Source organism: Xanthomonas massiliensis (assembly GCF_900018785.1).
In the GTDB taxonomy this organism is placed as follows: domain Bacteria; phylum Pseudomonadota; class Gammaproteobacteria; order Xanthomonadales; family Xanthomonadaceae; genus Xanthomonas_B; species Xanthomonas_B massiliensis.
Map to the genome: position 1 here is coordinate 318925 of NZ_FCOY01000006.1, position 22027 is coordinate 340951.

Sequence of the window (22027 nt, forward strand, 5' to 3'; positions counted from 1 at the left end):
GAGTCAGAAGTGGAACCGGGGCACGGGGGAGGCGCCCCGCAGATAGTCCAGGTCGGTCTCGAACAACGATTCGACGGCCGTGCCGTTGACGCCGGCGGTGACCAGCACCGCCTCCATCGCCGGCTGGCGGCCGCGGACCACGAACAGGCGGCCGCCGGGGCGCAGCAGCGCGACGAGCGAATCGGGCACCACGTCGACCGCGCCGGTCACGCAGATCGCGTCGAAACGGCGCTCGCTCTGCCAGGCCAATGCGTCGGCCACCTCGACGCGGACGTTGGCGTCGGCGCGCGCCAGGGCAAGGTTGCGCCGGCCGGCGTCGGCCAGGGCGGGATCGATCTCCAGGCTCACCACTTCGCGCGCCAGCGCGCCCAGGCAGGCGGTGGCGAAACCGCTGCCGGTCCCGATCTCCAGCACGTCGTCGCCGGGCTGCAGTGCCAGCGCCTGCAGCATGCGGCCCTCGACCACCGGCTTCATCATCTTCTGGCCGTCGCCCAGCGGGATCTCCAGGTCGGCGTAGGCGACCGCCTTGTAGGCCTCGGGCACGAACAGCTCGCGCGGCAGGCGCGCCAGCACTTCCAGCACGCGCACGTCCAGCACGTCCCAGGGACGTACCTGCTGTTCAACCATCTTCTCGCGGGCCTGGGCAAAGTCGATCGTCATGGTCGGGTCATCCAACGCGGTGGGGCGGGCATTTTATCCGGTAATGCGGGCCACGGCCGGAGAACGCGGTGCCCAGCATCGCGGCGCGGGCGCGCCGGCCGAAGTGCCGGAAGTCACCACGGCCGCCGGCCGGTTCATTCCGGGGCATAGGCACGCAGGAAGAAGCGCACGCTGGCGCGCACGTGCGCCTGGACGGCGGACGGATCCGGGTCGCAGGCCAGCCCGCACAGCAGGCCGGAATACAGTTCGCCCTTGAGCAGGCTGAAGAACTGCGAGGCGGCCAGGGCGACGTCGTCGATGACCAGCTCGCCGCGGTCCACGTATCCCTGCAGGAACTCGGCCATCACCTGCTGCAACCGCGCCGGGCCTGCCTGCCAGAACATGCGCCGGACCTGCTCGTCGCCGGTGCCCGGGATCAGCATCATGCGATGCGTGGATACCGCGGCGGGGCTGCAGATCATGCGCAGGAAGGCCTGCCCGATGATCTCCAGCTGTTCGGCCAGCGAGCCCTGCGGCGGCTGCACGAACAGCGTGTCGGGCATCATCACGCTGCACTGCGCGCGCACGGCTTCGGAGAACAGGGACTCCTTGTCGCCGAAGTGGCTGTAGACCGTGAGCTTGGAAACCCCCGCCTCGGCGGCGATCGCGTCCATGCTCACCCCGCCGAAGCCCTGGCCGAAGAACAGGCGGCGCGCCGCTTCGAGGATCGCATTGCGCTTGCCCATGTCCCTGGGCCGGCCGGGACCGTTGCTGCGGGGAGGATGGACGGGAGCGGGAGAGTGGCTGGACATGGCTCAATACTATACCCATTGGTTTTGTAATGGGCGCGTGCCGTCATCGTGCCACGAACGCATGCCAACGGGGTGATAGATTGGGCCATCCGTCGAACAAGGGGCGGAAGTAGCAGGCATCAGGGGAACTCTATGGAAGGGGGCGCTCCGTCCGCTCGGCGGCGGTTGCACGGGGGGTACGCGTTGGCGCTGGTGCTGCTGGCGGGGGGAATGGCGCCCGCCCGGGCGATGCCGCAGCCACCAGCGGCCTATACCGTCTCGCGCTGGTCCATGGACGACGGCCTGCCGCACAACCTGGTCAATGCGGTGGCCCAGGACCGTTCCGGGCTGGTGTGGGTCGGCACCTGGGAAGGCGTGGCCCATTTCAACGGGCGCGAGTTCAAGGCGTTCGACCGCCAGAACACGTCGGGACTCGAGGTCTCCGGCGTGTTCGCGATGCAGCCGGACCCGGACGGCGGCATGCTGGTCGGCACCGTGGCCAACGGCGTGTACCGCTATGCCCGCGGGCGCTGGTCGCAGCTGGGCGATGCCGGGGTGCGGCACCTGCCGGTGGATGCCCTGCAGCGCGACCGCGACGGCGCGCTGTGGCTGGCCTCGCGGCGCGACCTGTACCGGATCGATGCCGGCGGCCGGTCCGCCAAGATCGAAGGGCGCGGCCTGCCGGCGCGGCCCATCCGCACCCTGCTGGAGCGCGGGCAGGGCCTGCTGGTCGGCACCGAGGCGGGCATCCACCTGCTGCCGCGCGCCGGCGGCCCGGCGCGGGCGTGGCCGATGGCGTCGGCAGGGCTTCATGGCGTGCGGGCGATGGTGGCCGGCGGCGACGGGGAAGTGATCGTGTCCACCGACGACGGCGGCTGGGTCTGCCGCGACGCGGGTTGCAGCCAGCACCTGCATCCGGGCGAGCGCATCGACGCGGCGGTGCGCGACCTGCGCGGCAACCTGTGGCTGGCCTTCAATTCCGGGACGCTGGTGCGGCGTGCCCCGGACGGTACGGAACAGGTCATGAAGCTGCCGGGCGCGGTCAGCCCGGCCCTGCTGGCCGGCGACGACGGCGTGGTCTGGGCCGGCACCAACCAGGGGCTGGTGCGGATCATGGAAGGCGTGGCCCGCGGCATCACCCGGGAGGACGGCCTGGGTTCGGACTATGTGCGCACGGTCACCCAGACCGGCGACGGCACGGTGTGGGTGGGACAGGCCGCCGGCCTGGACCACATCCGCGGCGGCCACGTGGCCCCCGTGCACCTGCTGCCGGACGGCGGCCAGCGCCAACCCTCGGTGCTGGCATTGGCCGCGGCCGCCACCGGGGGCGGCGTCTGGGCCGGCACCTACGATGCCGGGGTGGCCCGGGTGCAGGCCGATGGCCGCGTCTCCGGCTGGATCGGCACGGCCCAGGGCCTGGATTCGCTGATGGTCCGTTCGCTGGCCGTCGATCCGGACGGGCTGTGGATCGGCACCGTCACCGGGCTGGCGCGCTACCAGGACGGCCGGGTGCGCGCCTACGGCCCCGGCGACGGCCTGCCCGAGGCCATGGTGCTGGCCCTGTACCGCGAGCCGGACGGCACCCTGTGGATCGGCACGGACCAGGGCATGGCCTGGCGGACGGCGGGCGGGAAGGTCCACTACTGGCGCCCCGATGCGGATTTCCCCGCGCAGAACGCCTTCGATTTCCTGCGCGACGCGGACGGCAGCCTGTGGGTGGCCAGCGACCGCGGCCTGCTGCGGCTGCGGCGCGGCCGCTTCCGCATCTACGACCATCGCGTCGGCCTGCCGCGCGATGCGGTGTTCCGGGTGATGGACGACGGCCACGGCTATCTGTGGCTGACCAGCAACCGCGGGGTGTTCCGCATCGCCCGGGCGCAGTTCGACGAGGTCGATGCCGGCCGCCGGGCGATGCTGGCGGTGGACGTGCTCGATGCCAGCGACGGCCTGCCGGGCAGCCAGGCCAACGGCAGCAGCCAGCCGGCCGGCTGGGTCATCCGGGATGGCCGCATCCTGGTGCCGACCTCGGCCGGGCTCGGGGTGATCTCGCCCGGGCAGGTCTCCTCCGAGCACGCTCCGGCGGTGCCGGTGGTGATCGAGGCGGTGGCGGTCGATGGCGGCAGCCAGCCGGTGGCTCCCGGGCAGGTGCTGCGCGGCGATGTCCGCCGCATCGCCATCGACTATGCCGGCCTGGACTACCGCGCCCCGGCCAAGGTGCGCTACCGCTACCGCCTGCGCGGCTTCGAGGACGGCTGGGTGGATGCCGGCACGGCGACCCGGGCGATCTACACCAACCTGCCGCCGGGCCGCTACCGCTTCGAGGTGCAGGCCATGGCGCTGCCGCTGGACTGGCGCCAGCAGCGCCATGTCGGCCAGGCCGCGCTGGACTGGTACCTGCGGCCGCAGTGGTGGCAGCGCGGCTGGGTGCACTGGCTCGCCGGCGCGCTGGCGGCGCTGGTGCTGGCCGGGCTGTACCTGCTGCGCGTGTCCGCGTTCCGCCAGCGCCAGCGCCGGCTGAACGCGGAGATCGACGCGCGCACCCTGGAACTGAGCACCAAGAACCGCTCGCTGGAGGTGCTCAGCCGCGAGCGCGAGGCGCTGGTGCGCCAGCTCGAATACCAGGCCGGCCACGATGCGCTGACCGGCCTGCCGAACCGGCGCGAGGCCGAGCGCCAGCTGCGCCGGCGCCTGGTCCAGGCCGAGCAGGGCATGGCCCTGGCCGTGGCGCTGCTGGACATCGACCATTTCAAGCACATCAACGACACCTACGGCCACGGCGTGGGCGACGAGGTGCTGGGCCGGATCGGCACGATCCTGGCGGGGCTGGGCGACGGCCGCGTGTTCGCGGCACGCCAGGGCGGCGAGGAGTTCCTGCTGATGCTTTCCGGCCTCGACGCGGGCCAGGTGCAGGTCCTGCTGCAGCGCCTGTGCCAGCGGATCCGGGCCATCCAGGTGGTCACCGGCGCGGGCCCGGTGCACTGCACGGTGAGCGTGGGCCTGGCGTGGTACGGGGCGGAGCGCTGCAACCGCCGCGACCTGCTGGAGGCGGCCGACCGCCAGCTCTACCGCGCCAAGCGCGAGGGCCGCGACCGGATCCGGGTGGAAGGGCACGGGCCGGGCGGCTGAGCGCGCCGCCGGTGCCGGCGGCTCAGCCCCGGGGCAGGCGCGCGAGGACCGCCGCGGTGGCCGCGTCGGTGGACACGCCGCGGCCCGGGCCGGCCAGGTCGGCGGTGAATACGCCCGCGTCCAGCGCCGCATCGACCGCGGCTTCCACCTCGCGCGCTTCCGCGTCCAGGCCCAGCGAATGGCGCAGCAGCATCGCCGCACTGAGGATGGTGGCGTACGGGTTGGCGATGCCCTTGCCGGCGATGTCCGGCGCCGAGCCGTGGATCGGCTCGTAGATGCCGACCTTGCCTTCCTCGCCCAGCGAGGCCGAGGGCAGCAGGCCGAGCGAGCCGGCCAGCATCGAGGCCTCGTCGGTGAGGATGTCGCCGAACATGTTCTCGGTGACGATCACGTCGTAGGCGCGCGGCTTGGCCAGCAGGTGCATGGCCATCGAGTCGACCAGCTGGTGCTCCAGCGCCACGTCCGGGAACTCCTCGCGGCCGATGCGGGTGGCCACGTCGCGCCACAGCCGCGAGGTCTCCAGCACGTTGGCCTTGTCCACCGAGGTCAGGTGGCCGCGGCGGCCGCGGGCCAGGCGGAACGCGCTGCGCAGCACGCGCTCGATCTCCGCCATGGTGTAGCGGCACAGGTCGCTGGCATCGGTGGCGCTGCGGGTCTTGTCGCCGAAGTAGATGCCGCCGGTCAGCTCGCGCACCACCACGATGTCCACCCCTTCCAGCAGCTCGGGCTTGATCGGCGAGGCGCCGAGCGCGGCCTTGTGCGGCTTGACCGGGCGCAGGTTGGCGAACAGGCCCAGCGCCTTGCGGATCGCCAGCAGGCCCTGTTCCGGGCGCACCTTGGCATTCGGGTCGGACCACTTCGGCCCGCCGACCGCGCCGAGCAGCACCGCGTCGGCGGCCCTGGCCGCCGCGAGCGTGGCATCGGGCAGCGGCACGCCAGCGCGGTCGATGGCGATGCCGCCGATATCGTGCTCGGCGAAGGCGAAATCGTGGCCGTGGCGTTCGGCCACGGCTTCCAGGACGGCCACGGCGCCGGCGGTGATCTCCGGGCCGATGCCGTCGCCGGGCAGGACGACGATGTCAGCGTGCATGCGGGTTTCCTTGGTGCAGGTTCTCGTAGCGTTCGATGTCGGGCAGGCGCGCGGCCAGGTAGCCCAGCTCGTCCACGCCCTGCAGCAGGCAGGTCTGGGCGAAGGCATCCAGCGGGAAGGCGTACACGCGCCCGTCCGGGGTGCGCAGCTCGCGCGCGGCCACGTCGATGGTCAGCTCGTCGTCCGGCCGGGCCATCAGCGCCTGCACGTCGTCCTCGGCCAGCACGATCGGCAGCAGGCCGTTCTTGAGGCTGTTGTTGCGGAAGATGTCGGCGATCTGGCTGGACACCACCGCGCGCAGGCCGAGGTCGGTCAGCGCCCACGGCGCGTGCTCGCGCGAGGAACCGCAGCCGAAGTTGCGCCCGGCCAGCAGGATCGAGCGGCCGGCGTTTCCGGGCTGGTTGAAGGCGAAGTCCGGGTTCGGCGCGCCGTCGGCCTGGCGGCGCCAGTCGTTGAAGGCGTGCTTGCCCAGGCCCTTGCGTTCGGTGGTGGACAGGAACCGGGCGGGGATGATCTGGTCGGTGTCGATGTTGGTCTGGCGCAGCACCACGCTGCGCGAGACCAGGGTGGTGAAGCCGGACATGGCAGGCGTGCCTCGCGCGGGGGAGGGAGTGGAAGGCGGCAACGGACGGTCCTGCCGGCGCTGGCTGCGCGCCCCGGCGACGGAGGCGTCGAAGGCGATGGCCGCCTCGATGGGGGTGATCTCGGTGGGCATCAGGCGGCATCCTCCGCCACCGCGAACAGCTCGCGCGGATCGGCCACGTGGCCGTTCACCGCCGCCCACGCCGCGCTCAGCGGCGAGGCCAGCAGGGTGCGCGAACCCGGGCCCTGGCGGCCCTCGAAGTTGCGGTTGGAGGTGCTCACCGCCAGCTGGCCGGGCGCGACCAGGTCGCCGTTCATGGCGATGCACATGCTGCAGCCCGGTTCGCGCCACTCCGCGCCGGCGGCGCGCACGATCGCGTCGATGCCCTCGGCCTCGGCCTGGCGCTTGACGATCTCCGAGCCCGGCACCACCAGCATGCGCACGCCGGCGGCGACGCTGCGGCCCTTCAGCACCGCGGCCACGTCGCGCATGTCGCGCAGGCGGCCGTTGGTGCACGAGCCGACGAACACCACGTCCACCGGCGTGCCGGCGACGGCGTGGCCCGGGGTCATGTGCATGTAGTCCAGGCCCTTGCGCGCGGCGGCGTCGGCCGGCGCCGGGACCGGCGCATCGATGGCGATGGCCGTGCCCGGATGCGTGCCCCAGGTCAGGGTCGGGCGGATGTCGGCGGCATCGACCCGCACTTGCGCGTCGAAGGTCGCGCCGTCGTCGCTGCGCAGGGTCTTCCAGTAGGCGACGGCGGCGTCGAAATCGTCGCCCTTCGGCCCGCGCGGGGTGGCCGCGACGTAGTCGAAGGTGACCTGGTCCGGCGCCACCATGCCGGCGCGCGCCCCGGCCTCGATGGACATGTTGCACAGGGTCATGCGCGATTCCATGTCCATCGCCTCGATCGCGCTGCCGCGGAACTCGATGACGTGGCCGGTGCCGCCGTTGACGCCGATCAGGCCGATCACGTGCAGCACCACGTCCTTGGCGCCCACGCCCGGGGCGAGCGTGCCGTCCACGGTGACCGCCATGGTCCTGGGCTTGCGCTGCAGCAGGCACTGCGTGGCCAGCACGTGGCCGACCTCGCTGGTGCCGATGCCGAAGGCCAGCGCGCCGAACGCGCCGTGGGTGGAAGTGTGGCTGTCGCCGCAGACGATGGTCATGCCCGGCTGGGTGAAGCCCTGCTCCGGGGCGATGACGTGGACGATGCCGCGGTCGGGCGAGGCCATGTCGAACAGCTCGATGCCGTAGGCGCGGCAGTTGTCCGCCAGCGTCTCGACCTGCTTCTCGGACGCCTCGGTGTAGTACGGCAGCCTGCCGTCCGGGCCGGCCGGCAGGGTCGGGGTGGAGTGGTCCATCGTCGCCTTGGTACGGTCCGGGCGGCGCGGCCGCAGGCCACGCGACTTCAACTCGGCGAAGGCCTGCGGCGAGGTCACCTCGTGGATCAGGTGCAGGTCGATGTACAGCACCGCCGGGGCGGTCTCGCTTTCCGGGACGACGACGTGCGCGTCCCACAGTTTGTCGAACAGGGTGCGGGGGGCTGGGCTCATGGGGCAATGACCTTGCGGAATTTGCTTGGAAGGCGCGGCATCGCTCAGGCGATGCGGGTGGCGTGGAAACGCAGGCGCACGTAGTCGGCCGTCCAGTGGCCGGAGGCGTCGCGAAGCACCGGGGCGAGCAGTTCGATGGCGGTGTCGCGCACCCGCTCGGCGACGGCATCGTCGTGGCCGGCGAGGAACGGATTGGCGAACGTGCGCAGCCAGCCGGCCAGGCCGGTGGGCAGCGGCGTGGGTCGCGGCGCCAGGGCCATGGCCTCGACGCGGAAGCCGTGCCGTTCCAGCCGATGCGCGTATTCGGCGGCGGTCGGGAAGAACCAGGCGAACGGCGATGCGGGCAGGCCGTGCAGGCGCATGGCCGCGCGGATCGCGGTGACGATCGCGGCGACATTGCCGTGGCCGCCCATCTCGGCGACGAAGCGGCCGCCCGGGCGCAGCGCACGGTGCACGCCGTGCAGCACCGCGTCAGGCGCGCGCATCCAGTGCAGCGCGGCATTGCTGAACACGGCATCGAAGCCGCCGTCGAAGTCCAGCGCATGGCCGTCGGCCACGTACGCGTCCACGCCGCGGGCGCGCGCCGCGTCGACCAGCTCCGGGGAGGCATCCACGCCGACGATGCGGGCACCGGCGGCGACCAGGCGCGCGCTCAGCACGCCATCGCCGCAGCCCAGGTCGAGGATGCGCTCGCCCGGCCGTGGCTGCAGCAGGGCCAGCACGGTGTCGCCCAGTGCCGGCACGAAGCCGGCGTGGGTGGCGTAGCCGTGGGCGTCCCAGTGCTGGCCGGCGGCCGGCACGGGACGGTCGCTGTCCAGGCTCATGCGGTCACCGCGTCGCTCTCGCGGGCCTCGGGCTGGCCCTGGCGCAGCAGGCGGTTGGCCACGTCCAGCCAGGCCAGGGCGCTGGCCTCGATGATGTCCGCGCTGGTGCCGGTGCCCTCGTGGGCGACGCCGGCGTGGCTGACGCTGAGGCTGGCCTCGCCGCGCGCGTCGGCGCCGATGCCCACGCTGTGGACCTGGTAGCTGTCCAGCACCAGCTGCACGCCGGTGGCCGCGGCCAGCGCCGCGAACAGGGCGTCCACCGGGCCGTCGCCCTCGGCGGTCTCGCTCACCCGCTGGCCGTCCGGGTCGGACAGCTCCACGCGCGCGCTGGCGCGGCCGCCGCTGTCGCCCTGCTGGCCGACGTTGCTGACCGTCATCGACGACAGCCGGTAGCCCTGGCTGTCGCCGGCGCCCTGCATCAGGGTGCGCAGGTCGGCGTCGGTGACCACGCGCTGCTGCTCGCACAGGGCCTTGAACTGCTCGAAGACGACCTTCAGCTCCTCGTCCTCCAGCCAGTAGCCGAGCGCGCGCAGGCGCGCCTCGACCGCGGCGCGGCCGCTGTGGCGGCCCAGCACCATCTGCGAGGACTCCCAGCCCACGTCCTCCGGCCGCATGATCTCGTAGGTGCCGCGGTGGCGCAGCATGCCGTGCTGGTGGATGCCCGACTCGTGGGCGAAGGCGTTGGCGCCGACCACCGCCTTGTTGCGCTGTACCGGCATGCCGACCAGGCGCTGCAGCAGCTGCGAGGCCGGCACGATGCGGCGGGTATCGATGGCGGTGTCGTGCGCGTAGAAGGCGTTGCGCACCTTCAGCGCCATCACCAGTTCCTCCAGCGCGCAATTGCCGGCACGCTCGCCGATGCCGTTGATGGTGCATTCGATCTGGCCGGCGCCGCCCTCGATGGCGGCCAGCGAGTTGGCCACCGCCAGGCCCAGGTCGTTGTGGCAGTGCGCGCTGAACACCACCCGGTCGGCGCCGGGCAGGTCGGCCACCCCGGCGATCACCCGCCGGAACATGCCGCGGATCTCCTCCGGCGTGGTGAAGCCGACGGTGTCGGGCAGGTTGATGGTGGTGGCGCCGGCGGCGATGGCCGCGCGCGCCACCTCGATCAGGTAGTCCTCCTCGGTGCGGGTCGCGTCCTCGGCGGAGAACTCCACGTCGTCCACGTAGCCGCGCGCCAGCGCCACGTGCCGGCCGATCGACTCCAGCACCTGCTCCTTGCTCATGCGCAGCTTGTGCTCGCGGTGCAGCGGACTGGTGGACAGGAACACGTGCAGGCGTGGCCGGGCCGCACCCTCCAGGGCGCGCGCGGAGGCCTCGATGTCGCCGGACAGGCAGCGCGAGAGCACGGCCAGGGTGGTCTGGCGCAGCTCGGCGGCGATGGCCGCGGTGGCCTCGCGGTCGGACTGCGAGCTGGCGGGAAAGCCGGTCTCGATGATGTCCACGCCGAGCTCGGCGAGCGCGCGCGCCATCACCAGCTTCTGCTGCGGGGACATGCTGCAGCCCGGAGACTGCTCGCCGTCGCGCAGGGTGGTGTCGAAGATTCGGATTCGCGGGTTCTGGATCGGCGTGTTCACCAGAGGATCTCCTCTACTGCAGGGGCGTGGGCGCGTTCGTCGCGCTTGGCGGGCGTTGCGGGAATTGTGGGCGAAACGGGGGGCGGTGCGATATGCGCCGTTCGGTCAAGGGCGGGGCCCTCGCGGTGGCGCCGGCGCGGCTTGCGCGGCGGCCGTGGCCGCACCTCGGACAGCAGCCGCGCCAGCACCGCCGCATCGATGTTGCCGCCGGACACCACCGCGCACTTGCGCCGGCCGGCGACGCGGCGCCCGGCGGCCAGGGCCAGCGCGCCGGCGCCCTCGGCGATGACGTGCTCCTCCAGCGCCAGCCGCACCAGGGTCTCGCGCAGTTCGGCCTCGCGCACGATGACCACGTCGTCGAGCAGGCTGGTGCACAGCCTGCGGGTGATGAAGCCGGGGATCTTGACCTTGACGCCGTCGGCCAGGGTGGCGACCGGATCGATCTCGCGCACGTCGCCGCGGATCGCGCGCGCCATCGAATCCACGCCCTCGACCTGGGCGCCGACCACGCGCACGCCCTGCGACTTCAGCGCCAGCGCCACGCCCGAGGCCAGGCCGCCGCCGCCGATCGGCACGATCACCACGTCCGGGGCATGCGGGGCGATCTCGATGCCGAGGGTGCCCTGGCCGGCGATCACGTCCGGATCGTCGAACGCGGGCAGGAAGCGGTAGCCGTTCTGCGCGGCCAGTTCGCGGGCGAAGGCGTAGGCCTCGTCGTAGCTGTTGCCGTGCAGGCGCACGGTGGCGCCCCAGTGCTGCACGCCGGCGATCTTGGTCGCCGGCGCGGCCAGCGGCATCACCGTGATCGCCTGCATGCCCAGTCGGTAGGCCGACCAGGCCACGCCCTGGGCATGATTGCCGGCCGAGGCGCAGATCACCGGGCGCTCGTCGCCGCGCTCGCGTGCGGCCAGCATCGCGTTCAGCGCGCCGCGCACCTTGTACGAGCCGGTGCGCTGCAGGTTCTCCAGCTTCAGCCACACGCCGAAACGCTCGGCGTAGTGCAGCGGCGTGGGGGTGAGGTAGCGGCGCAGGCGGGCCTGCGCGGCCAGCACGTCGGCGACCGAGACGCCTACGTCGCCTACGTCGCTTTCCTGGGTGCCGCCGGGAGCCGTGTCAGCCATGGCGCCGGGCCCGTGACGCGGGGCGGGGAAGAAGATACCCCCGTGCGAGAAGTCGCCTCCGGGCCGGCATCCGGGAACGGACGCGGGCCGGTGTGACGGCATGGGCGCGCTGGACGTTCACGCGGCGGCCTCCGTGGCGATGGCGGGCAACTCGGTGACCTGCACCGACTCGCAGTCGTAGATCTTCTCCAACTGGTGGCGCAGGCTCTCGCCGGGACGCTGGCCTTCCACCTCCAGCCGCAGGTGCCAGCGGCCGGCGTCGGCCGCTGCCGGGCGGCCGTCGATGGCCACGGTGCGGAAGCCGCGCCGTTCGACCATGCCCAGCACGCGCAGCAGCGCGCCTTCGGCCGGCTTCAGCACCAGGTCAAGCCGGAATCGCATGGGGAGCCTCCTGGCGAACGGTCGCGTGCGCGGGATTGGATTCCAGCATGGTGCTGTTGGCGGTGTTGGGCGGCACCAGCGGCCACACGTTGGCGCGCGCGTCGATGCTCACGTGCAGCAGTGCCGGGCCCGGTTCGGCCAGCAGCGCGGCCAGCGCCGCGTCCACGTCGGCACGTGCGTCGATGTGCCGGGCCGGGATGCCGAACACCTGCGCCAGCGCGGCGAAATCCGGGTTGTCGGACAGGTCGATCTCGCTGTAGCGCTCGGCGAAGAACAGCTCCTGCCACTGGCGCACCATGCCCAGCGAGGCGTTGTCCAGCAGCACGATCTTGATCGGCAGGCGCAGGCGCGCGATGGTCGCCAGCTCCTGCACGTTCATCATGAAGCCGCCGTCGCCGTTGACCAGCACCACGGTGCGCTCCGGGCAGGCGACCTGCGCGCCCATCGCCGCCGGCAGGCCGAAGCCCATGGTGCCCAGCGCGCCGCTGGTCAGGTGGTTGCGCGGGTGCGAGAAACGGCAGTGCTGGGCCACCCACATCTGGTGCTGGCCGACGTCGCAGGCGACGATCGCATCGGCCGGCGCCAGCTCGCTCAGGCGCTTGAGCAGGGCCGGCGCGTAGATGTCCTTGCCCGGCGCGTCGTAGCGGGCGCCGAAGCGGTTGCGGTTGTCGGCGCAGCGCCTGCGCCAGGCTTCGGCGGCGGCGCCGAGGGTGTCGAACCAGCGCGCGCCGGCCAGCGCCTTCAGGCCGGTGGCGACGTCGCCGGGCACGGCGATGTCGGCGGTGCGCAGCTTGGAGATCTCGCAGGCGTCGGCGTCCAGGTGGATGACGCGGGCGAACGGGGCGAACTCGGCGAGCTTGCCGGTGGCGCGGTCGTCGAAGCGCGCGCCGACCACGATCAGCAGGTCGCACTCCTGCACCGCCATGTTGGCCGCGCGGGTGCCGTGCATGCCCAGCATGCCCAGGTAGCGCGGGTGGCTGGCCGGCAGCGCGCCCAGGCCGCGCAGGGTCAGCACGGTGGGGATGCCGGTGGCATCGACGAACTGACGGAACTCATCCACCGCATCGGCCAGGGCGATGCCGCCGCCGCCGTAGATCACCGGCTTCTCCGCGCCGGCGATCGCGCCGATGGCCTCGGCCAGGCGCGCGTCCTCCGGTGCCGGCGCGGCGGCCACCGCCGCCGGTGCCGGATCGGGCAGGTGCGAGGCATCGGCCACCTGCACGTCCTTGGGCAGGTCGATCAGCACCGGCCCGGGGCGGCCCTCGCGGGCGATGCGGAACGCCTCGGTCACCACCCGCGGCAGGTCGTCCACCGTGCGCACCAGGAAGCTGTGCTTGACGATCGGCAGGGTCATGCCGAACACGTCCAGCTCCTGGAACGCATCGGTGCCCAGCAGCGGCGTGCCGACCTGGCCGGTGATGCACACCATCGGCACCGAATCGAGCATGGCGTCGGCGATGCCGGTGACCAGGTTGGACGCCCCCGGGCCCGAGGTCGCCACGCACACGCCGACCTTGCCGGAGGCACGCGCATAGCCGTTGGCGGCCAGCGCCGCGCCCTGCTCGTGGCGTACCAGGATGTGGCGCAGCTTCGAATCCACCAGTGCGTCGTAGAACGGCATGATGGTGCCGCCCGGATAGCCGAACAGCGTGTCGACGCCTTCGGCTTCCAGGGCCTGCGTCAGCCAGCGCGCGCCGTTGCGCGGACGGGCCTGTGCGGTGGTGTTCATTCTCGTGGCGACCTCGGGGTGGGTGGGGGAGCCGCGGCTTACGCGGCCTGTTGGCTGTCGGGCTTGGCGGCGTCCTTGTTGAGCCACACCATCTTGGCGCGCAGCTTCTTGCCGACCTGCTCGATCTGGTGGTCCATGTCGGCCTGCTTGTACTTCTTGTAGTTCGGCAGGCCGGCTTCGTACTCGGCCACCCAGTTCTTGACGAAGGTGCCGTCCTGGATATCGGTCAGCACGTCCTTCATGCGCGCCTTGGTGGAGGCGTCGATCACCCGCGGGCCGCTGACGTAGTCGCCGTACTGGGCGGTCTCGGAGATGAACTCGAGCATCCGGGTGATGCCGCCCTCGTAGAACAGGTCCACGATCAGCTTCAGCTCGTGCAGCACCTCGTAGTAGGCGATCTCCGGCTGGTAGCCGGCTTCCACCAGGGTCTCGAAGCCGGCCTGCACCAGCGAACTGGCGCCGCCGCACAACACCGCCTGCTCGCCGAACAGGTCGGTCTCGGTCTCTTCCTTGAAGGTGGTCTCGATCAGATTGGCGCGGGCGCCGCCCAGGCCGGCGGCGTAGGCCAGGGCCAGGTCACGGGCGTGCCCGGTCTTGTCCTGGTAGACCGCCCACACGCACGGCACGCCGCGGCCGATCTCGTACTCGCGGCGCACCAGCGCGCCGGGGCCCTTCGGCGCCACCATCACCACGTCCAGGTCCTCGCGTGGCTTGATCATGCCGAAGTGCACGTTCAGGCCATGGGCGAACAGCAGGCAGGCGCCGTGCTTCATGTTCGGGGCCAGCACCTCCTCGTAGAGCTTCTTCTGTACCATGTCCGGCGTCAGCACGGCGACCAGGTCCGCGTTCCTGACCGCCTCGGCCGGGGTCTTGACCAGGAAGCCGTCGGCCTTGGCCTGGGCCTCGGTCTTGCCGCCCGGGCGCAGGCCGACCACCACGTCGAAACCGGATTCGCGCAGGTTCATGGCATGCGCGCGGCCCTGGCTGCCGTAGCCGACGACGGCGATGGTGGGATGGGAATGGTCGTGCTGGGTCATGGTCTTGGATTCCTTGGGAAATGTGGATCAACCGGCCGTGGCGTCACGGGCCGGCTGGAGGCAGGGCTTGGCGGGGGACGGGCAGGCACGGGAGCCGGCCTGCGGGTTGCAGGGCGGGGATGCCTGGCGATGTGCGGAAGCGGTCTGGTTCATGACAGTGGAAACTTTTGTGGACCCCTGAAACGCGAAACCCCGCGCCGTTGCCGGTGCGGGGTCTGTTCGAATCGTGTGTGCTTTTGCTGCTTACACGCTCATTCGTCCCGCACCGGTTGGCGAGCTAATAAGTACGAGGACGAGAATCGACGCAGCCGCGCACGCACCGGTCGGTGCGGGCTGGCAGTGGTCGAAGAGGGTGCGGCTGGACTTCATGGGAAGCGAGGTTAAGCACGGGGTTTCCCGATTGTCAACGCCCTGCTGCGGGTAAAATGGGCAGCGCGCCCGCAGGCCGCGCCGTTGCGGCACGGTTGCAGGCGCAATCAAGCGCCGCGCGTGGCCGTCGTGGCGTCGAAATGGCGGGAATGCGCGGCGTCGATGAAGGATTGGCCATGACATCGGCGTTGCATTGTCGGGGCCATGCAGGCCGGGAGAGGGGGATGCATCACGACAGGGCGGTGCCGGGCGAGTCCCGGGACCGCGAGCAAGACGAGTTCCGCCTGCCTTCCGGCACGGAGGTCACCCGGTTGCTGTGCGACTGGAACGGCCGCCAGCCGGAGGACCATGCCGTGCTCCAGGCGGTCTACGACGTGTTGCGGGAAATGGCGGCATCGCGCATGGCGGCATCGCGCGGGGACGTGCTGCTGCAGCCGACCGTGCTCGTGCACGAGGCGTTGCTGCGGATGATGGGGCCGGGGACGCAGTACCGCGACCGCCTGCACTTCTTCGCCCTGGCCGCGCTGAAGATGCGCTCGGTGCTGGTCGACCACGCGCGTGCCAGCCTGGCGCAGAAGCGCGGCGGCGGCGCGCTGCGGGTGACGCTGTCGCAGGCGGACCTGGCGTTGCCGGCCGGGACCTCGCCGACGGCCGACTACCAGGTGCTGGCGCTGCACGAGGGGCTGGAGCGTTTCGCCCGGCTGGATCCGCGGGCGTCGCGGGCGCTGGAGCTGGCCTATTTCGGCGGCATGAACCATGCCGAGATCGCGACCGTGCTGGAGGTCTCGGTACCGACCGTGGAACGCGACCTGCGCATCGGGCGTGCCTGGCTGAAGCGCTATCTCGACGAGACGCCGGCATGAGCCAGGATCCCGAGACCTGGCGGCAGGTGCGGCGCCTGTTCGAGGCCGTGTGCGAGCTGCCCGAGGCGCGCTGGCGCCAGGCGCTCGAGCAGCTCAGCGGGGATCCGGTCGTCGTCGCGGAAGCGCTGGCGCTGCTGTCGGCGCAGACGGTGCAGATGGGCGGCGTCCCGCACCGGGTGGACGAGATGCTGGCGCGCGTGGCCGGGCCGGAATTGCAGGCCGGCGACCGGATCGACCATTGGCGGCTCACCCGGCACCTGGCCAGTGGCGGCATGGGCAGCGTGTTCGCCGCCGAGCGTGCCGATGCCCTGTACCGGCAGCAGGTCGCGATCAAGCTGCTGCGCGGATGGCCCGACGCCGGGACTTCGCAGCGCCTGGCCGCCGAGCGGCAGATCCTGGCATCGTTGCGCCATCCCGGCATCGCCCGCCTGTACGACGGCGGCACCACCCCGGCGGGCCAGCCCTACCTGGTGATGGAGTACGTGGACGGGCGCACGCTCGACCGCTACGTGCAGGAGGAACGCGTCGGCCTGGACGCCCGATTGGCGCTGTTCCTGAAGGTGTGCGAGGCGGTCCAGGCCGCGCACGCACAGCTGGTCCTGCACTGCGACATCAAGCCGGCCAACGTCCTGGTGCGCGCGGACGGCGACCCGGTCCTGCTCGACTTCGGCATCGCCCGGCTGATGGACGGCGGCTCGGCCGACGACCGCCTGAAATACTGCACGGTTCCCTACGCCAGCCCGGAGCTGCTGGCCGGGACCCACGTGGGCACGGCCGGCGACGTGTTCAGCCTGGGCGTGGTGCTGCTGGAGCTGCTGGCCGACGTGCCGGTGGCGCGTGATCTGCAGGCCTCGCAGGCATCGTTGCCGTCCCCGTCGCGGCTGGCGGGCACGCAGTGTCGCTGGCGCGGCCGGCTGGCGGGCGACCTGGACGCCATCGTGGCCAAGGCCTGCCGCATCGATCCGCGCGATCGCTACGGCAGTGTGGCCGAGCTGGCGCAGGACATCCGCCGCCACCTGGCGCATGCCCCCGTGCTGGCCCGGGCCGGCGGCCGCCTCTACCGCGCGCGGCGCCATGTCCGCCGGCACTGGCGGGCCGTAGTGGCCGCGGGGGTGATGCTGACCATGGGAAGCGGCTTCATCGTGGGCCTGCAGCGTGCCCGCGACGAGGCCCGCGCGCAGGCCGAGGCGGCGACCGGGATCAGCGACTTCCTGGTCTCCGCCTTCAATGCCGCCGACCCGAAGCTTCGCGCCTCGCGCGGCGCCGAGCAGATCAGCGCACGCGACGTGCTGGATGCCGGCGCGCGCCATATCGACGAGGATCCCGCCATTTCGCCGGCCGCCCGCGCACGCCTGCATGCGGTGATCGGGCGTGCCTACATGAACCTGACCCAGACCGCCCGGGCCGAGCCATTGCTGCGCCGGGCCGCCGCGGAACTGCAGGCTCCCGGCGTGGACGATCCGCTGCAGGCCTCGGCCGCGTTGCATGACCTTTCGCTGCTGTTGAGCCGGCAGAGCCGCGGCCGGGAGGCGCTGGTGCCGGCCCGGCACGCACTGGCGCTGGCCGAGCGCGCCCGGGACGGCGACGCCATCGCCGGCGCCCATAACGTACTGGGCCTGGCGCTGCAGCAGGATGACCAGCTGGACGCCGCCGAGCGCGAGCTGCGCACCGCGCTGGCCCTGCGTCGGGCGCAGGCGGACAGGGACGGTGCCAACGACCGCAACTACGCGGGCGACATCCTGCACAACCTGGCCCTGGTCGCGCGCGCGCGCGGGCAATACGCCGTCGCCGAGGGAATGCTGCGCCAGGAGCGTACCGACGTCCTCGCCCGGTATGGCAGCCGGAGCGAACGCTATGCGGGCGCCAGCTATGACCTGGCGCGGGTGATACTGAGCCAGGGGCGCCTGCGCGAGGGGATCGCGTTGCTGGAGAGCCAGCTCCCGCTCGCGCGCCAGCTCTATGGCGAGGGCTCCGATGGCCTGGTGATGACCTACATGGAACTGGCCGGCGCCTACCAGGACCTGGGCGACATGCCCTTGTCGGCCGAGCACTATGCACAGGCGCTGGCGCAACTGCGCATTGCCGGACGCGAGGGCACCCAGGACCACGCCATCCTGCTCAACAACATGGCGACCCTTGCCGAGGCCCGTGGCGACGTGCCTGCGGCGGAGTCGCTGTACCGGCAATCGCTGCGCCTGCGCCGCGACCTGTTCGGCGACCAGGCGCGTGCCACGCTCACCGTCGAAGCCAATCTGGGACGCTTGTTGATGCGCGACGGACGCCTCGCGCAGGGACGGCCGTTGATGGACCATGCCGAGGAGGGCCTCAAGCGGCTGCTGCCGGCCGGCACGCCGCTGTTGCGCGTCCAGCAGATGGGGCAGGCGGAACTGCACCTGCACCTGGGCGAGCTGGACCGGGCCCAGCACCTGCTGGACGATGCCCTGGCAGGACTGGATGGCGACGATGCCATGCTGCGCGACCGCGGCCAGGCGCTGCAGGCCGGCATCGACGCGCGCGCCGGCCGCACCGGTGCTTCCGAGGCGGCGTGGAAGGACCTGGTGTCCCGCTCGGCCGGACGCCTGGACCCGGCCGGGTTGCCGCTGGCCAAGCTGCGCCTGTCGCTGGCCGAGGCGGAACTGGCCAACGGCGAAAAAGCTGCCGCGCGGGCGCTGGTTGCCAGTGCCGCCCCGGTGCTCCGCCAGCAGATGGTCGCCGGCGCGGCGGATCTGCAACGGCTGCAGGCGCTGGATGTCTCGCTGCACTAGCGGCCCGGTGCCAGGAGACGGGGCCAGGAGGTTGCGTCGCGCTGTCCGGTGAGTGGACGCGAGGGGCATGCGGTCCAGGCACCGGGCAAAAAAATGCCGCTGACGGGGCAGCGGCAGGGGAGAGAGAACGATGGATCTAGTTGTTATAGGTCCAGCTTAGACTGGGAAATTGGTGGGAAGATGCCGTCATTCGGGAATCACATGCTGGCCTGGTCACTCCCGGCGAAATTGGATGAAAAAAAGGCCCCTGGAAGTTCCAGGGGCCTTTTTTGTTGCGGATGGCAATGTAGCGCCAAACCGGGATTACCAGTCGTATTGCACCTGGATACGCGCGTAGCGCGGCGTGGTGTAGTACTTTCCTACCTTGTAGTTGTTGTAGATGTAACCGTAGGTGGTGTTGTCAGTCTGCTCGTAGACTTGTAACGGCTTGACATTATTGAAGATATTCAAGACCGATAGCTGCACACTCAGGCCATTGAGCCAAGATGGACGATAGACCGCATTGGCGCTCAGGTTGTAGGTCCAAGGCGTGCGTCCAGCGGTGCCGAGCTTGGCAATCTCGCCATTGCAGTAGTGGAAAGTGCCGCCATAGCCATATTCTGTGTCGAAGGTCCCGGTGCCGCCGCCGTAACAGCTGATCGGTGAACCCGACTGGACCTGCAGGTCCAGGCCAACCTGCCACTCGGGCGAGAACTTGTAGGCCCCGTAGGCCTTCAGGCTATGGCGGTGGTCATTAAACAGGTAGCCATCAGAGCCGTACATGATTTCGGCGAAGTCGAAGTCCGAAGTTGTGCCGGTGTCGTCTTGTCCGTTGGTGCTCTTGACAAGACCCTCGTAGTTGCCGTTGAGCTTCGACCAAGTGTAATTGATGCTCGCTTGCCACTTATCGGTCTGCTTGTCGGCGCTAAGCGTGATGGCCTTATAGTAGCGCTTGGCCTTCGGACCCAATTCGCTGGCCGGCACGGTGATCGTGTCGGCAGTACCGTCGCCGTCCACATCCATCGTTACCGTCAGACTGCTGCCGGGGTTATACAACCAGCAGCCGGGAAGGTTGCCGGGGACGGTCCATTCGTCGTCCCAGTTGGATAGGTCGTAACCGGCAGCGGTGGCAGCGTTGTAGATTGCACGTGAATCGCAAGTATCGTCGATCACGTTGTTGATGCGACGATACGTGCCCTTAATACCTAATGTCCAGGCATCGAGAAAATCACGGTCTGAGGTGGTCTTGTATTGATAGCCAAGGATTGCCTCGTCTTGCGTGTAGGGTTTTAGCCCCTTGCTGGCCACGGCCTTAGCATCAGGCACGGTGCCGTTTTCACCGTTATAGACCGAATCATAGGCGCCGTTGGCAAACGAGCCGGTTACGTTGGGAACACCGGTAACGGAGTCTACGCCGCTGTAGGTGTAGTAGTTGACGGTGTAGTACGAAGCACTTGCAGCACGCAGGGCAACGTTTGCGGCAATAGGCAGGGAATAACGCCCCAGCGATCCGAACAGCTTACTGTCGCCATTGCCGGACAGATCCCATGAGAACCCTACACGGGGCTGCCAGATGTTGTCCTGCTTGACGAAGGTGATGCCGCTGGAGTTCTTGTTGTTGAACGAGTCGTTGCGGATGCCGTAGTACAGCATGAAGTTGTCGGTGATCTGCCAGTGGTCGTCGATGTACCAGGACTTCTGCTTGATCTCTACGCTGCCGCCGGTGCGGTAGTTGATGAGGTAGGTGTAGGTAGGGCGGATCACCCAGTAGGCGCCGGCCGAGTAGGACTCGCCCTGCTTGGACTTCCAGGTCTCGTCGCTGTAGCCGAAGCTGATCTTGTGGTCGCCCAGCTGCCATTCGAAATCGAGCTTGCCGCCGTCGCGTTCGTTGTGGCCCCCGTAGATTCCCACACTGCTGGTGACGGCACAGCCGAGCTGCGAACCGGTCACGTACGAGTACACATACGGGCAGGCGCCTGCGGCACCGTTGATGTCGCCGTCGTAGTAGCTTTCGACGCCGTCGGGGCTGATGGTGAACTGCGAACTGCGGTTGCGCATCTGGCCGTACTGCAGCGTGGCCGTCAGGTTGTCCGTCAGGTTGCTGGTCCACTTGAAGATGTCGGTCTGGCCACCGCTCTTGCCGACCAGCTGGCCCAGGTACTGGGTCTTGGATACGTCGTTGGTATCCAGGTTGTAGTTGGCAGTGTAGTAGTTGTAGGCGTAGCGGCTGTGGTTGCGGAAGCCGGTGTACTCGAGGTGGTTCCAGTCGTTGAGGTACCAGTCGAGCTTGAGCAGCTGGTAGGGCGTCTTGCCAGCATAATCGTAGGCGGACGTAGAGGTGGACGTGTCGCTGGTACTGGAACGGCCGCCATACGAGGTGGTGTGGCTGTCGGTGAACTGCCCCAGTGCGAACACGAACAATTTGTCCGGGATCAGCGGACCACCTACCCAGGCCGAATAGACGTTGGACGCGCTGTAGTTGTTTTCGTAATTGCGGAAGATCTCGCCGTCATTGCGGTAGACCTTACCCACGTTGTCGCTGAGCGAATCGGGGGCGCCAGTCCAGCTGAAACCGCCCTTCCACTCGTTGGTGCCCCGCTTGATGTTGACGCTTGTCACGCCACCGGTGGAGAAACCGTACTTGGCACCATAACCGCCGGTCTGGATATCGAGCTGGTCGATCGCCTGATAAGGAACCTGGGAAAACGACAGGCTGTCATACAGGTTGGTGACGTTGAAGCCATCGACGTAGTAGCTATTCTCGGCGGCGGAAGCACCACCGAAGGAGGCATTGCCGAAATAGCCGCTGCTGGCCACGGTGCCGGGCGTCAACAACGAAACCGAGGTGATGTCGCGCGGGATCGGCAGCTCGTTCAGCTGGGTGGCAGTGAAGGTGGTGCGCGATTCCACGCTGCTCAGGTCGATGGCGTTCGGACCGCCGGTGCCCCTGACCACGATCCTGTCCAGACTCGTGGCCTCGGCGAAATTGGCCGATGTCGCCTGGCCGGCGACCACGTTCACGGTGGCGGTGTGGCCGCCTACGGTCACCTCGTACTGGCCGATCGGCAGGGCGGGAACGCGGAAGCGACCATCGTTGCCTACGGTGGTCTCGCGGGTCACGCCGGAGCTCAGGCTCTTGATGACGGCCTTCTGTCCGGCCTCGCTGCTGCTGACGCTGCCGATGATGTCGCCCGACGTGCTCTGTGCCCAGGCAGCGCCTTGCGATAGGCAGGTACCCAGCATCAGGGCCAGCGCGCTGCGCTTTAGGAGGATGTTGCGTGGTTGCTTCATGTGGACTGAGTCCCCTTGTCGATACTCGAAGGAGACCATGCTTCCGCAGGGGAAGGCATGGCGCTGTGGGTCGACCGGAGATGAAGCCGGTCTGAGCGCGAAGTTAACGAAGTGTTACGTCAGGCTATTGCCGTCATGTGCACCATTGCGTGCGGGCATTGTCATTGGCATGAAATGTGTCTATGCCGTGACAATCAGTAGAAGTGTCGCGTGTGATATCCGATTCGCGTGGAGGATGGGCATCTCCTCGCTCGGTGATGACCGGATGTAGCTTTGCGGCGATCGCCGATCGCCGATCGCCGATCG

The 22027-nt window shown here is 70.0% G+C and carries 15 protein-coding genes; 3 read left to right on the top strand and 12 right to left on the bottom strand.

The annotated features are described in order from the left end of the window. Positions 1-3: 3 nt before the first annotated feature. Both BN3794_RS04620 and BN3794_RS04625 read right to left on the bottom strand, forming a co-directional pair. Positions 4-660 (bottom strand): protein-L-isoaspartate O-methyltransferase family protein, encoded by a 657-nt coding sequence (locus tag BN3794_RS04620; protein WP_066094039.1) that lies wholly within the window; start codon positions 658-660, stop codon positions 4-6. 134 nt (positions 661-794) lie between these two features. Continuing rightward, positions 795-1451, bottom strand: coding sequence for a TetR/AcrR family transcriptional regulator (locus tag BN3794_RS04625; protein WP_066094042.1), 657 nt, complete (start codon positions 1449-1451; stop codon positions 795-797). A 210-nt stretch (positions 1452-1661) separates the two neighbouring features. Between BN3794_RS04625 and BN3794_RS04630 the strand changes: the two genes are divergently transcribed. After that, entirely contained in the window at positions 1662-4556 is a 2895-nt protein-coding gene (locus BN3794_RS04630; RefSeq protein ID WP_078059693.1) for a ligand-binding sensor domain-containing diguanylate cyclase, read from the top strand. A gap of 22 nt (positions 4557-4578) precedes the next feature. Here BN3794_RS04630 and leuB read toward each other — a convergent pair whose 3' ends face one another. From leuB to ilvC, 9 genes are all read right to left on the bottom strand, one after another. Beyond that, positions 4579-5646, bottom strand: a complete 1068-nt coding sequence (gene leuB / locus BN3794_RS04635) for a 3-isopropylmalate dehydrogenase (RefSeq protein WP_066094045.1) — start codon at positions 5644-5646, stop codon at positions 4579-4581. Then, complete coding sequence (gene leuD / locus BN3794_RS04640; protein WP_066096999.1) at positions 5636-6229, bottom strand: 3-isopropylmalate dehydratase small subunit; 594 nt, start codon at positions 6227-6229, stop codon at positions 5636-5638. Before leuD ends, leuB begins: the two co-directional genes overlap by 11 nt. A gap of 131 nt (positions 6230-6360) precedes the next feature. Continuing rightward, positions 6361-7785, bottom strand: coding sequence for a 3-isopropylmalate dehydratase large subunit (gene leuC / locus BN3794_RS04645; protein ID WP_066094047.1), 1425 nt, complete (start codon positions 7783-7785; stop codon positions 6361-6363). A gap of 44 nt (positions 7786-7829) precedes the next feature. Continuing rightward, a complete protein-coding gene (locus tag BN3794_RS04650; RefSeq protein ID WP_066094050.1) occupies positions 7830-8609 on the bottom strand; it encodes a class I SAM-dependent methyltransferase in 780 nt (259 codons plus the stop codon). Further along, positions 8606-10186, bottom strand: coding sequence for a 2-isopropylmalate synthase (locus BN3794_RS04655; protein WP_066094055.1), 1581 nt, complete (start codon positions 10184-10186; stop codon positions 8606-8608). Before BN3794_RS04655 ends, BN3794_RS04650 begins: the two co-directional genes overlap by 4 nt. Continuing rightward, entirely contained in the window at positions 10183-11307 is a 1125-nt protein-coding gene (locus BN3794_RS04660; RefSeq protein WP_066094059.1) for a threonine dehydratase, read from the bottom strand. Before BN3794_RS04660 ends, BN3794_RS04655 begins: the two co-directional genes overlap by 4 nt. Before the next feature lie 117 nt (positions 11308-11424). Further along, positions 11425-11688, bottom strand: coding sequence for an ACT domain-containing protein (locus BN3794_RS04665; protein ID WP_066094062.1), 264 nt, complete (start codon positions 11686-11688; stop codon positions 11425-11427). Beyond that, the gene (gene ilvG / locus BN3794_RS04670) at positions 11672-13417 is read right to left on the bottom strand and encodes an acetolactate synthase 2 catalytic subunit (RefSeq protein WP_066094067.1); all 1746 of its coding nucleotides are present in this window, start codon (positions 13415-13417) and stop codon (positions 11672-11674) included. Before ilvG ends, BN3794_RS04665 begins: the two co-directional genes overlap by 17 nt. A gap of 38 nt (positions 13418-13455) precedes the next feature. After that, the gene (gene ilvC / locus BN3794_RS04675) at positions 13456-14454 is read right to left on the bottom strand and encodes a ketol-acid reductoisomerase (RefSeq protein ID WP_066094070.1); all 999 of its coding nucleotides are present in this window, start codon (positions 14452-14454) and stop codon (positions 13456-13458) included. A 593-nt stretch (positions 14455-15047) separates the two neighbouring features. On the opposite strand from ilvC, the gene BN3794_RS04680 reads away from it, so the two are divergent. Continuing rightward, on the top strand, positions 15048-15686 hold the full coding sequence (locus tag BN3794_RS04680; protein WP_160330890.1) for an ECF-type sigma factor: 639 nt from the start codon (positions 15048-15050) through the stop codon (positions 15684-15686). Then, positions 15683-18451 carry a serine/threonine-protein kinase gene (locus BN3794_RS04685; protein WP_066094073.1) on the top strand — a complete coding sequence of 923 codons (2769 nt, stop codon included), beginning with the start codon at positions 15683-15685 and terminating at the stop codon, positions 18449-18451. Before BN3794_RS04680 ends, BN3794_RS04685 begins: the two co-directional genes overlap by 4 nt. A gap of 303 nt (positions 18452-18754) precedes the next feature. On the opposite strand, the gene BN3794_RS04690 is transcribed toward BN3794_RS04685, so the two are convergent. Then, complete coding sequence (locus BN3794_RS04690; protein WP_066094076.1) at positions 18755-21721, bottom strand: TonB-dependent receptor; 2967 nt, start codon at positions 21719-21721, stop codon at positions 18755-18757. Positions 21722-22027 lie beyond the last annotated feature (306 nt).

Bases quoted from the DNA above. Each gene is read 5' to 3' on its own strand.
- BN3794_RS04685 (WP_066094073.1), top strand. From the start codon at position 15,683: ATGAGCCAGGATCCCGAGACCTGGCGGCAGGTGCGGCGCCTGTTCGAG.
- BN3794_RS04625 (WP_066094042.1), bottom strand. From the start codon at position 1,451: ATGTCCAGCCACTCTCCCGCTCCCGTCCATCCTCCCCGCAGCAACGGT.
- BN3794_RS04650 (WP_066094050.1), bottom strand. From the start codon at position 8,609: ATGAGCCTGGACAGCGACCGTCCCGTGCCGGCCGCCGGCCAGCACTGG.
- ilvC (WP_066094070.1), bottom strand. From the start codon at position 14,454: ATGACCCAGCACGACCATTCCCATCCCACCATCGCCGTCGTCGGCTAC.
- leuC (WP_066094047.1), bottom strand. From the start codon at position 7,785: ATGAGCCCAGCCCCCCGCACCCTGTTCGACAAACTGTGGGACGCGCAC.
- BN3794_RS04660 (WP_066094059.1), bottom strand. From the start codon at position 11,307: ATGGCTGACACGGCTCCCGGCGGCACCCAGGAAAGCGACGTAGGCGAC.
- BN3794_RS04630 (WP_078059693.1), top strand. From the start codon at position 1,662: ATGGCGCCCGCCCGGGCGATGCCGCAGCCACCAGCGGCCTATACCGTC.
- ilvG (WP_066094067.1), bottom strand. From the start codon at position 13,417: ATGAACACCACCGCACAGGCCCGTCCGCGCAACGGCGCGCGCTGGCTG.
- BN3794_RS04690 (WP_066094076.1), bottom strand. From the start codon at position 21,721: ATGAAGCAACCACGCAACATCCTCCTAAAGCGCAGCGCGCTGGCCCTG.
- BN3794_RS04620 (WP_066094039.1), bottom strand. From the start codon at position 660: ATGACGATCGACTTTGCCCAGGCCCGCGAGAAGATGGTTGAACAGCAG.
- BN3794_RS04665 (WP_066094062.1), bottom strand. From the start codon at position 11,688: ATGCGATTCCGGCTTGACCTGGTGCTGAAGCCGGCCGAAGGCGCGCTG.
- leuB (WP_066094045.1), bottom strand. From the start codon at position 5,646: ATGCACGCTGACATCGTCGTCCTGCCCGGCGACGGCATCGGCCCGGAG.
- leuD (WP_066096999.1), bottom strand. From the start codon at position 6,229: ATGTCCGGCTTCACCACCCTGGTCTCGCGCAGCGTGGTGCTGCGCCAG.
- BN3794_RS04680 (WP_160330890.1), top strand. From the start codon at position 15,048: ATGCATCACGACAGGGCGGTGCCGGGCGAGTCCCGGGACCGCGAGCAA.